At 33.8% G+C, this 12,168-nt stretch carries 10 protein-coding genes and 1 pseudogene; 2 read left to right on the forward strand and 9 right to left on the reverse strand.

Annotated elements, in window-relative coordinates; translation table 11 throughout:
* Positions 1 to 31 precede the first annotated feature (31 nt).
* From KQA_RS19385 to KQA_RS0201165, 6 genes are all read right to left on the reverse strand, one after another.
* Positions 32 to 709, reverse strand: coding sequence for a LuxR C-terminal-related transcriptional regulator (locus KQA_RS19385; RefSeq protein WP_010177322.1), 678 nt, complete (start codon positions 707 to 709; stop codon positions 32 to 34).
* Positions 706 to 1,377 (reverse strand): helix-turn-helix transcriptional regulator, encoded by a 672-nt coding sequence (locus tag KQA_RS0201145; protein WP_010177323.1) that lies wholly within the window; start codon positions 1,375 to 1,377, stop codon positions 706 to 708. The genes KQA_RS19385 and KQA_RS0201145 overlap by 4 nt, the downstream gene beginning before the upstream one ends.
* Positions 1,378 to 2,163: 786 nt before the next feature.
* Complete coding sequence (locus KQA_RS0201150; RefSeq protein WP_010177324.1) at positions 2,164 to 3,261, reverse strand: alkene reductase; 1,098 nt, start codon at positions 3,259 to 3,261, stop codon at positions 2,164 to 2,166.
* Positions 3,262 to 3,544: 283 nt separating this feature from the next.
* Entirely contained in the window at positions 3,545 to 4,537 is a 993-nt protein-coding gene (locus tag KQA_RS0201155) for a bile acid:sodium symporter family protein (RefSeq protein ID WP_010177325.1), read from the reverse strand.
* 59 nt (positions 4,538 to 4,596) lie between these two features.
* Positions 4,597 to 5,625, reverse strand: a complete 1,029-nt coding sequence (locus KQA_RS0201160; protein ID WP_010177326.1) for a methionine synthase — start codon at positions 5,623 to 5,625, stop codon at positions 4,597 to 4,599.
* A 29-nt stretch (positions 5,626 to 5,654) separates the two neighbouring features.
* Positions 5,655 to 6,659: a putative oxygenase MesX gene (locus KQA_RS0201165; RefSeq protein WP_010177327.1), complete on the reverse strand. Its 1,005-nt coding sequence runs from the start codon at positions 6,657 to 6,659 to the stop codon at positions 5,655 to 5,657.
* Between the two features lie 262 nt (positions 6,660 to 6,921).
* Here KQA_RS0201165 and KQA_RS18260 point away from each other — a divergent pair.
* Positions 6,922 to 7,323: pseudogene (locus tag KQA_RS18260) on the forward strand (Lrp/AsnC family transcriptional regulator).
* 460 nt (positions 7,324 to 7,783) lie between these two features.
* On the opposite strand, the gene KQA_RS19390 reads toward KQA_RS18260, so the two are convergent.
* Both KQA_RS19390 and KQA_RS0201180 read right to left on the reverse strand, forming a co-directional pair.
* Positions 7,784 to 9,694 carry a T9SS type A sorting domain-containing protein gene (locus tag KQA_RS19390; protein ID WP_010177328.1) on the reverse strand — a complete coding sequence of 637 codons (1,911 nt, stop codon included), beginning with the start codon at positions 9,692 to 9,694 and terminating at the stop codon, positions 7,784 to 7,786.
* A gap of 284 nt (positions 9,695 to 9,978) precedes the next feature.
* On the reverse strand, positions 9,979 to 10,728 hold the full coding sequence (locus KQA_RS0201180; protein ID WP_010177329.1) for a hypothetical protein: 750 nt from the start codon (positions 10,726 to 10,728) through the stop codon (positions 9,979 to 9,981).
* A 479-nt stretch (positions 10,729 to 11,207) separates the two neighbouring features.
* On the opposite strand from KQA_RS0201180, the gene KQA_RS18270 reads away from it, so the two are divergent.
* Positions 11,208 to 11,837 carry a cobyric acid synthase gene (locus KQA_RS18270; RefSeq protein WP_157366557.1) on the forward strand — a complete coding sequence of 210 codons (630 nt, stop codon included), beginning with the start codon at positions 11,208 to 11,210 and terminating at the stop codon, positions 11,835 to 11,837.
* A gap of 147 nt (positions 11,838 to 11,984) precedes the next feature.
* On the opposite strand, the gene KQA_RS20635 is transcribed toward KQA_RS18270, so the two are convergent.
* On the reverse strand, positions 11,985 to 12,168 hold a 184-nt coding region (locus tag KQA_RS20635; RefSeq protein ID WP_232285830.1), incomplete at its 5' end, for a hypothetical protein.

The following is a 12,168-nucleotide window of genomic DNA, read 5'->3' on the forward strand; positions in this document are numbered from 1 at the left end:
TAACAATTCCTTCATCTGTTCTACGTTGATATTAAATCAAGTTAAAATTAAGGGCAAATTCGATCAATTGAATTTTGGAATCAAATCCTGCTTTTTTGTAGATGTTCTTTTTGTGTTTTATTACAGTATGATGAGATAAAAAAAGGATATCAGCAATTTCATTAACGTTTTTTCCATTACAAACCCATTTTATAATTTCTTTTTCTCGTTTAGAAAACGAGGTATAAAATGAAACATTCTCTTCGATGTATTTCGATGATTCTAAAACGGTATTGACCTCCAAATAAAAATCATCTATCTGTGTCATGGCCGTAGTAACCGCCTGAAAAACACTTTTTGTAAAATCGGCCTTAACACAGGTGAAATAGGTTTTATAATCTTCGTCACCAACCATCTTAAGTCGTTGATTGTAAATCAAGGTTTCCTCTTCAGATCCTTTTTTTGCGAATTCCGTTAATAGGTTTACACACCTTTCTATATCCTCGGGATGCATAATTTCAGCTAGGAAGGCTGGTCCTAAAGCTCTAATTTCTTCCAGAGTCTTGCCATAAATTTCACATCCTTTTTCTTCGAGATAAAGTAATTCGATGGTATTGATGTCATTTTCATGATAAAACCCTAAAAAATCTTCGAGGCTATCAGTTCCTTGGTTACTTATTTTTTCTTTTAAAACAGCAATGGTCGATGCTGCGTTTTTAAATTTTGTCATTTATCTATTTTAAATTTTGTACAGAAATAGTAGAAGTCATAAAAGTTATTGACATTCAGTTTCTTGTAAATGTTGATTTTATGGTTTTTGATTGTGTGTATCGATAGATGTAAAGAGTCAGCGATATCTTTTAGACTATTTTCTTGACAAAAATATTGACATAGCATTACCTCCTTTTTTGTTAAGGAATCGAAAACGGCTAGATTCCTCTTTATAAAAGAACTGTTTTGAAATAAATCAAGTACCGTATGATTAAAAAGTTTTAGCTCATGAGTAGGAACACTTAAATTTATTATTCTATTATCGTCTAAAACCCTTCCTCTTGTATAAAAACAATGTTCTTCTTTTTCTTTGGGAAATTTGACTCTTTGGAAAAAAGCTACATGATTTTGCGTTTCTAGATTTTCTAAATATTTAAAATTAGCATCAATTGCATTGCGAAGATCGTCTGGATTGACCATTTCTATCATAAGTTCGGGACCATGTTGCAGTAGTTCATCTGCAGTCCGATCGATATGATTCAAAACAGTACTATCTGCTTCTAAAATTCGAAAATCATCTAAAGAATTAGTGTGTATATGACAAGGTAAGTAATCACTAATTTCTTGTATTGTTTTTTCTCCGCTCAAAATTTGACGGCTGATTTCTGTGATGCTAAAATTTTGCAATAGAACTTGATTTGATAGATATTCAAATTTAACTATATCCCAACAAAATTTGTTTTGTACAAGAGCAATTTTTTAGGCAAGTATTTGTTTTAAAAAAATGATGTAACTTAAGTAAACGGTGGTACTTGTAGAATTTTAATCTTTAACTAGTCATTCTTTTGTTCATATTTAGTATAATTTATAACTCTTTAAAATTATTATTGATAAGTCGTATAAGTACTTTTGGGTAATTAAAAAAGGTAAATAGCAATTAAACAATTCAAGTCTTCTTTCTTAATTAGAATAAACTGTATTGGAAAAATCGTATTTAGTCTTGATGTTATTTTTGGAGTACCTTGGATTTAGATGAGGACACAATAAAAAGATATGTCAAATCTTACCAATAGTTTTTGAGCTGCTGCCTCTATAAGGCGAATTGGTAGAGAGATAAATTTAAATGCTCATATTTTAAATCATTTGCTGACTTAAAATTAATTCAATATCAGATTTCAAAAAGTTCGAACTCTGTCCGCTTTGGTTCACGAATAAATAAAAAAGGAGAAAAATAATTTAAGCTTGCTCATAAATTATTTTTCTCCTTTTTGTTTTCAAAGTTTAGCTTTGAGGGGTGTGCGTTAGCGAATCCTATTCGTAATAGAAACTTCGAATTTTGTCCGTTCAATGTGACTACATAAGCAGGATTTTTCCTATTGCTGTGATTTGTATTGAAATGAATCAGTCCATTTATGGAACACATTTTTATAAAAGACTCGTAGAGGTTGCATAGATAGTAGTTTAATCAATCTTTTATTTATTGGGGGGGGTGTTGTTGCAAAACGGATAATCAATATAACCATGTTTCCCACCACCAAATATTGTTGCCCTATCTGGCTTATTAAGTCTGAAATTTTTTTCAAAACGTTCTGGCAGGTCGGGATTAGCGATGTATAACGTACCAAAGGAAATAAGCTTTGCAATGCCTTTTTCAAGTTCTGCTTCGGCAGAGTCCTTATCGTATCCTGCATTAGCAATAACTGTATGACGAATCATCCTCCCAAATAATTCAATTTCGTTGTCAGTTGCATAATGTTTTGGTGATGGGAAAAATGTACTACGCTTCTGAATCTCCACATAGGCAAAGTCCAGTTTGTTCAGTTCTTTAATTAGATACGAATAAGTGGCAGAAGGGTCATCCAGTATAATATCACCGTAGGGATGGAATGGAGATATTTTAATACCCACCTTTTCACTTCCTACCGAACTGATTAATTCCTGCATTACCTCTAGCACAAAGCGGCATTTATTAGGGATGCTACCGCCATATTCATCCGTCCTTTGGTTGGCACTTTCAGCTAAGAACTGGCTGGGCAGATAGCCATTAGCAGCGTGCAACTGAACTCCATCAAACCCTGCTGCTATTGCATTTTTTGCGGCCTGACCAAAGTCCTTTATGGTCTGTTTGATTTCTGGTATTGTTATTTCCTGAGGTATTTCGTATTCCTTTTTCCCCTGAGAAGTAAAGTGCTGCATTCCCCATATAGGAATGGGGGATGGCGCAAGAGGGAGCTTGCCGTTTCTGTCTACAGAATGTCCCATACGGCCGGTATGCCAAAGCTGTGCAATAATAACACCGCCTTTTTCGTGTACTGCCGTTGTAACCTTCTTCCATGCTTCTATTTGTTTGTCTGTGAAAATACCTGGAGTAAGCGGGCTACCAGTAGCCTCTTTACTAATTCGGATAGATTCTGTTAACATCAAACCAGCGCTAGCCCTTTGGGTGTAGTATTCTACTGTTATATCACCCACCAATCCATTTCTGTCTACGCGACCTCTGGTCATAGCTGCCATCGCCATTCTATTCTTCAGGTTGACACCTCCTAATTGTACTTTTTCTAAAAGTTTCATTTGATATTTTTCTAGCTTTTATTTTTGTTAAGTCCGTTTTATGTATTAGAACTTCGACATGAGGCTGTGATATACAATAAATACTAGTGTTTTCTTAATTTTAGCATAGTTATCACTATGGTTAAATCAAAAAACTCAGTTTACGTTAGCATTTGAAGTAGATTGCAGCTGTAATAGATTTTCTAATGCATAAAACGGGTTAAAGTCTACCGAAAAAAATGGCCCATAAATTCTTTCTCAGCAATCGGACTTTTTGTTGATACACAGTATCATTTTGTGAAAATTATACTTCTTTTCGTCTGGCCATACGCTGAGCGATTACGCTGGCGGCAATCAATTGCAAGGCATGGTAAAGCATGAGTGGTAACAATACTATTCCGGTGATGGTACTATGCTGAAAGAGTACTTTTGACATGACCGTTCCGTGTACCAATGACTTTTTAGACCCACAAAATAAGACCGTAATGCGGTCTTCATTTGAAAAGCCAAACCACTTGCTGAGTAATCCCACACAAAAGAATACGGTAAAAAACAAAGCCATCATCCCTACAGCAAGTCCGGCAAGTTCCAGAGCAGAGAAGCTTGCAAAAAGATGTTCGGAAAAAGACTTGCAAAACGAGGTGTAAATAATGGTGAGGATGATTGCCTGATCGAAATACTTCAGTTGCTTCTTGTATTTTTTGGCAATGTTACCAAAACGGGAGTTGAGGCTTATACCGATGATAACTGGTAACAAAACCTGAAGAACCAACTTTAAAACAATGTCGCTTACATCAAAACTACCTGTTGCAGAAGCGATGAACAGCCCTATCCATAGTGGAGTAGCCACTACTCCAATCAAACTGGAAATGCTCGCATTGAAAATGGCTGCGGGAACGTTGCCCTTTGCAATGGAAATCATAACAACCGAAGATGAAACTGTTGACGGCAAAGCTGCTAGAAAAAATATACCCAACCAAAGCAATTCTAAATCGGTTTTCACGAAAAAAGGTCGAAATGCCAAAACTAGAAGTGGAAAAAATAAAAAGGTAGTCAACTGAACAATAATGTGCATTTTCCAGTTTGAAAGTCCTACCTTTAGTTTTTCAATACTTAGTTTTAAGCCATAAAACAAGAAAATAAATGAAACGCCAATATTGGCAATTTGACCTAGCGAAACAGGTTCTTTAATCATTCCTGGCTGAGGCAAAAAATAGGCAAGTAGAATCATACTACCTATCATTAATATGAAACCGTCTAAACCTACTTTATTTAATACTTCTAATAACTTCTTCAAAATGCTCTTACTATGTTTTTCTATTCATCTCAGATTATTTGTCAATTAATACATTAGAACTAAATCCCAAGTTCTTTGCGTATTATTTCTGCTCCAGCGCTTAAAGCACTTAACTTACCTCTTGCGACATTTCGAGATAAAGGAGCCATACCACAGTTGGTACAAGGATAAAGGTTTTCAATATTTACAAAATCAAGTGCTTTACGTAGTGTATCCGCTACTTCTTCTGGTGTTTCGATGGTATTAGTTGCCACATCGATTGCACCTACCATTACTTTTTTACCACGAACGAGTTCAATTAAATTGAAAGGTACACGTGAGCCATGACATTCTAATGACACAATATCAATATTAGAACTTTGAATTTTAGGGAAAATTTCTTCGTATTGACGCCACTCTGAACCCAATGTCTTTTTCCAATCATTATTAGCTTTTATTCCGTAACCGTAACAAATATGTACAGCAGTTTCGCAGTGTAAACCTTCAATGGCTCTTTCTAACGTAGCTATTCCCCAATCGTTTACTTCCTCAAAAAATACATTAAATGCGGGTTCATCAAACTGAATAATATCTACTCCAGCATCCTGCAATTCTCTTGCCTCTTCATTTAGTGCTTTTGCAAATTCCCAAGCTAATTTTTCTCGACTTTTGTAATGGCCATCGTATAATGTATCTACCATTGTCATCGGTCCAGGTAATGCCCATTTTATAGGCTTATCAGTCTGTTTACGTAAAAATTTAGCATCATCAACAAAAACTGCTTTTTGGCGGGTAACCTCATCTACAACAACAGGAACACTCGCGTTATAACGGTCACGAATTTTTACAGTTTTGCGATTTTTAAAATCCACACCACTTAAATGCTCGATAAAAGTTGTAACAAAATGTTGACGTGTTTGTTCACCGTCACTAATGATATCAACCCCTGCCAATTGTTGCTCTTGCAATGCAATGCGCAAAGCATCTTGTTTCCCTTCTAGTAATTGATCCTCTTCTAAGTTCCATGGTGACCACAATTTTTTAGGAGGCGCAAGCCATGCAGGTTTTGGCAAACTTCCAACAATTGAGGTTGGTAATATTTTTTTCATAATAAGATGGTTATAATGTTTTAAATTAATTAAAGATCGAAATCGGCAGCCCACTGCTCAAGAATATATTGGTAAGGTTTGATGAAATATTCTTCACAATATTTACCCTGCTCAATAGCCAGTTGACTGCGTTCAACACGATCATACTCTACACGTGTCAGTGAGTAATCTTCATGTTTAAGACTAGGTTGAAAGATTTTACCAGCCACAGAATTTGCATTGTAAATTTCGGGGCGATAAATCTTTTGGAAAGTCTCCATTGTGCTAATTGAGCTGATCAATCCAAGATCAGTATACTCTTTAAGTAGGTCACCGGTATGATAAAAAGCCATGGGTGCTACACTATTTGCCGGCATGAAAAAACGAACTTTCATGCCCATTTTAGAGAAATATTGGTCAGTGAGAGAATATTCATTCTGTAAGTACTCAAAACCAAGCACCGGATGCTGAAACTCGGTGCGAGTATATATTTTGTTGCCCGATACACTTAGACAAATAATAGGTGATTGCTTAAAGTGTTCTTTATATGTCTCTGATCTTACAAAAGACTGATAAAGCTTGCCGTGCAAATCACCAAACTTTTCCGGAACTGTAAATTTAGGTTTGTCTTTATTGTACTCGATTAATAAAATACTGAAATCATAGTCACGGACGTATGAGGAAAAATTATTTCCTGCAACACCTTCGACATACTGATTCGTTTTACGATCTAAAATATTCGTTTTCAAAACTTCCATCATCGGCAGATTGTCAATACTTTTTTTATGATCAATATTCAATGTTACTGTCATGATTTCAAGTTCTACATGGTAACGATCACCTTTTGGGTTATCTAAATGAGCCAGTGCATTGAATCGATTGTTGATCATATTCAAAGCGTTCCGTAAGTTTTGCTGGCGATCAACACCTCTGGCCAAGTTTGCGAAGTTGGTTGTTAAACGTGTATTACTTTCCGGGTGATAGTTTTCATCTAAACGCCTGCTCATTAGTGTGAATGAAAAATCTGTTTTGATAGTATTCTGGGTGTTTTTCATAGCTTTTTTCCTTCAATTTTGAATCTTCTAGTAGGTTCGATTTAATTGTTTGCGAATAGTTGTTATACACTGCAAATCTTATAATAAAAGATTATTTAATTACTATGTTAATTAAAATAAGTCAAATAATCTTTATAATGGGTTTTGGTAGATAAAATATCTTTTATCTTGGTGATTTAATTCGTAAAAAGAAAATTTATCTACGGTTGACTTAGACCAAACTGATTTGAAGTTATTAGAGTTGCTTCAATAAAGCAGGAAATTGACTAGAAAATAGATTGCACAACAAGTGAATCTATCGCCAACTCCTGTTTATGAAAGAATAAGAGGTTTGGAAAGAGAAGGAGTTATTAAAAATATGTAGTATTGGTGGAACCAGTAAAAGTAGAGTAGGATCTTATCGTTTTTTGTGATATTACTTTGAAAGAGCATACTAAAGAAATAGGTCATCAATTTGTAGGGGATACTATGCTATCTAAATTATTTCTGTGGGTGTTATAATATTTCAAGGGATTATGATTTTTGATTAAAGGTAATGGTCAGAGATATGAAACATTATCAGGATTTTGTATTCAATAATTTAGGTTCAATAAAAAATATAGGGGGTGCTCATTGTACATTTGTTATGGGAGTTATAAAACATGACTATGCTGTACCGATATAAAGTGTGATGCCCTATAACTTAGGACGTCTTTTTCAGGGCGTCTGAAAATTTTAAATTAAGATCACTTATTAAATTATTTTTGTGCTAATGTTCGATTTTGATAGAATTAGATAAATATCTTCTCTAAAAAAGTTCGAACTCTCTCTGCTTTGGTTCACATTAGAAAGCCAGACAATTTTGTCTGGCTTTCTTTGTTATGGTTGCTTTTATATTTTATTTAAATTTTGACTGAGCCATTTTACAGAAATTAATTCTTCCATTTGTATCAAAATTATTTTAGTGTCTAATATAAATAATTCAGGTTGAGGTATAAGCGATTAATTTCGGTAGGATATTATTTATTGGTGTTTTTTATTTTTGGAGCTAGCTTTTACATAAATATGTAGATTGTAATAAAAAGAGGGTGCAACTTTAAATTGCACCCTATTAATCAATATAAATTCAATTTAATAAAAAAGAATTATTTGTTTATAACAATTCGTTCAACTCTTTTAAAGGTATCTCCTGTTAATTCTAATAGATAAACCCCATTGGCTAATAAGCTTACATCTAAATTATTATTATTTAATGGCGTACTAAGTACTTTTGCCCCTTCTATGTTAAATATGGTAACAGTATGGAATTCTTCTATATTACTTACAGATACGGTATGTTGGGCAGGGTTGGGATAAAGAATAGTTTCGGGGGATTTGTCATCCAGTGACTTAGCTCCTGAAACCGCATCAAAACTCCATTGTTGGTTTTGATTGGTGTTACTACTAGCCCATAAATAGACATTTTGTTGTCTAGCTCCACCATTACCACCATCAATTGAAAAGCCGGGTGCATTACGTTTTTCTAATCGGAATCGTCCGTTAATGTTCACTTTTCGCCAATGTTGATTTTGGTTATTAGTACCGCATGTAAATAATTTTACAGTTTGACCATTGGCTCCTCCGGTTCCACCATCTAAACAAAAGTTAGTATTTTTCTTTCGGTAACTAAAAAAACCATTACCTCTATTAATTTCTTCCCATTGTTGGTTCACATTTGAAGTACTTCTATTCCATAAATACACATTTTGCTGGTTTGCACCGCCATTACCACCATCAATTGAAAAACCTGAAGCATTACGTTTAGTTAACACAAATGTATTCCCGTTATTACCATTGTTTCCACCACCGCCATTGTTATTACAGTTGGCATCTGGGAATTTATCATTTATGCCGACTATAGGTAATTTTGGTTGGTTTGAAAATCCATTGTAACCAATAGTACCAAAGAAAACACCAAAAGAGTTACTATCATAAATAACGGGCGCAATTGCTGGGCCAATATAGCTATAGCCATCAGGACCAGGTCTTGAAGAGGTGAGAGATTTTAATGGACAGGGTACAAATACTCGGTGATTTGGTCTTATTTGTGCGGTTGTACCATAATTGACTTGTATTCCTGTAATTCTCGAATTATTAGCAAATGATCCAATACCTCTATCTCCAAATCCACGTTCTACTCTTACTCCAAAAGAACAACTATTGGATGTTACTCCATTAATATTTACTGTTCCTCCTACAGCCGAATGAGGAGAAAGCATTACCGCTGCATTTCCATTGGTACCTATGATATTTCTACCTACAATATCTGTTGCCCCAACAGTTTCAAAATTGGCAGGTTCAAGGCGAAGTGCGATTCCTCCTTCGCTAGAAAGGTTTTTAAATAAAACTCGATCGGCTTTTCCAGCTTGGACACAGCCATAGCCGTAACTGGCATTCAATACATCAATATTTTTTATAATACCTCCTTCGGGTGCTTGATTATTAAATCCTCTTCCTAAAACAAAAGCGGATTGCTCGGTAAGGTTTTCTATAACTCTAGCATTTTCAAATTTGAAATTTTTAACATTTTCAACTTTAACGAAAATACAAATTTCATCGGTGTTAGCGCCATCCATATTTACTGTGAATTTACCGCCATCACCTCTAATACTTACATTTTCTACAGCGTTTCTACTTCCTACCCAAAAAATAGCACCCCAAGGATTATCATTTTCGGGTAATTTAATTACTGCATTAGGAGAAAATACTAGGTGGACATTACTCTCTAAGTGTACAAATTTTATGCGATACTCACCTGCTGGGAAATAAATTTTCCCACCATTAGGTTGTTTACTAACATCGTTAATAGCGCGTCTTACTGCCGGAGAGTCATCAGTATTGTCATTAACAGTAGCGCCATAATCTGTAATGACATTTTTACTTACACCATTGTTAAATGTTTCTCTGTAAAATCTATTTTCATTGTCAATTTGACCAAAAAAAGGAGTGATCATTAAGTTGATTAAAACCAATAAAAGAACTGATTTTAAGTGGGGAATTTTTAAATACGTTTTCATTTTTGATTGTTGTTTGTTATTAAAAAATTAGAACGACCATAAACAATTTGAGCAAATTATGGACGGGTTATAATTTAATAAATAACTACCATTAAATCAATGAATTACATGTAAGAAGAGTATGTCGGAATATGTGATGATTTGTGTTAAATTTCTATGAAATAAATATAAAACTAGTTTAGGTGATGGACGATTAAAATCCAAAAATCAAGGTGTTGATCAAACTGAAAGTCTTGTTTTAAAGAAGCCTTTTTAGCTAGTTATAGTGCTACCTATTTTTATGCCTATTCAATTGTTTTAAATTTTGGCACAAAATAGTTTAAGCAATAAAGCATTACTCCGTAAGTAAAAATGAGTGTTGGCATGTTGGTGTTAAAACCGAGATCAAATTCTGGAATACCAAGAATTTCTCTAAAAGAACGAGTAGCAATAAGTAGCATAAAAATAATTCCGTAACCGAAAACGGCAATAATAGCTAGTTTGTTTTTACGGGTTCGTATAATCCCTTTTTTTGTTTCTTCTGTGAAGAAATACCAAAGTGCTCCAGTGCTAAATATTGCTTCAATAAAAATGGCTAAATAAGGACTAGAAGCATATAGACCAAGGCCGGCTTCCATTGTATCAGCTCCAAATAGATGATGCATATGACCAGAAAAAAAATCCAATATAAAATGTACTGCTACCAATAGGATACTTACTAATCCTATTTGTGTACTTTTAAATAGGAATTTTCCAATTGCGAATACTATAATGAACCATACTAATTGGGGTAATAAATCGTGGCTATATAGCATATCTACAGCCATATTAGTTAAGGTAGCATCAAAAGCATCACTTGGTGTAGTAGGCTCAAGGCCTAAATAATGAAAGATAAACCATAAAAAATCTTGTAATTGTACTATAATTAAAAAATAAAGTAAAGATCCTTTTGGGAATTTTTGTTTGGCTATTAATGCGGTAGTAAAATGTCCTGCGAGCATAATTCCTGTTTTTGATTTATTTGGAGGTTTCTTTTCGAGATGTACCTTATTCATCTTACCGATCAATTAAAAGTAAATTAATCATCTACCCCTCCGTATCAGTCACGAGCTTTTTGTTTTTAATTTATGAGTTTGTAAATTAAAATACTGATTTTGAGTATTCAAGATATGAAAAAAATAGGGTTTACTCTTTGTAGTAAAAAATAATGCTGTAAAGAATAGCTTATTTTTAATTAGAGACTTTGGTTCAAGTATTATTTATTGGGAAGTAGGAATAACTAAGCATACATTTTTCACTATAAAACAAAGATAACTTAATTTAGAATTAGTTGTTTTAAAGATACTTAGAGCAAGATCAAAGCTTCCTATATTTTTTAGGATATAGTTATTGAACATCTAGTTGTTAGTATCTGGATTTCTTATTAATTCGTAATTAGTACTTCTTCCTCCAGATGTTTCTTGTTTTAAAATTCCTTTTGAAATTAAATTTTTAATATCTCTAAGAGCTGTATCCGTTGAGCAGTTTGCGATTTTTGCATTTATTTTATTCCAAAGATGCTTTTGAAATAGAAAAAGCGGACATCATTATTATACCAGGAACAAAAAATACACTAAATGACTTACACTTTTTACGAAAACAAAATATAGTCCAAGTTATACTATCTCATTACGAAAAAGGAAAAAAAGTAATAGGAATTTGCGGAGGTTATCAAATGCTTGGTCAGTTAATTAAAGACCCACATCATGTTGAAAGTGATATGAATGAATTGTCAGGCTTAGGCTTATTACCCATTACTACAACTTTAACTAAAGAAAAAAAGACCGTACAGCAAGAATTTCTGTTTAAAAACAAAAAAGCTATTTGTACAGGTTATGAAATACATATGGGAGTTACCAAGGGCGTAAAGTCGTCCCCTTTATTAAAAACTAAAGATGGACGAACCGAAGGTTATGTATTGGATAATAATTGTTGGGGAAGTTACATGCATGGGATTTTAGATAATGCGGTGGTGATAGATGATTTGTTAGGGAGTGTTTCAAAAAATAGCCCCATTTCCTACCAAGAGTTTAAAGAAAAAAATTATGATTTATTAGCAGACTTGTTAAGGGATTCATTGGATATGGAATACATGTATTCGCAAAGTAAAAAGCAAGATGATTAACGGTCACGGAGACGATGCTAACAGGTATACCCGAAAAGTAGTACGCAACTTTATCCTTATGTTTCAGAAGGATTATCAGTAATGGAAAAGCGAACAATAGTGATCTCTTTATTCTTTTTTAGGCGTATTTTTGGAATGGATTTATAGTCAACAGACCGCTTTTTGCGAATCATCAGAAAAAACAAAGGAAGCATTGGAAAATTTATTTTTATATGCTGATGGAGAAGTAGAATAATACGATTTATAGATAAGAATTTCGTATAAATATGTTGAATTATTTTTTGCTAGTCTAAGGCAGGGCAGCACTATAGTGATGAGCCAGTTGATGCTT

It is taken from the genome of Aquimarina agarilytica ZC1 (assembly GCF_000255455.1).
In the GTDB taxonomy this organism is placed as follows: domain Bacteria; phylum Bacteroidota; class Bacteroidia; order Flavobacteriales; family Flavobacteriaceae; genus Aquimarina; species Aquimarina agarilytica.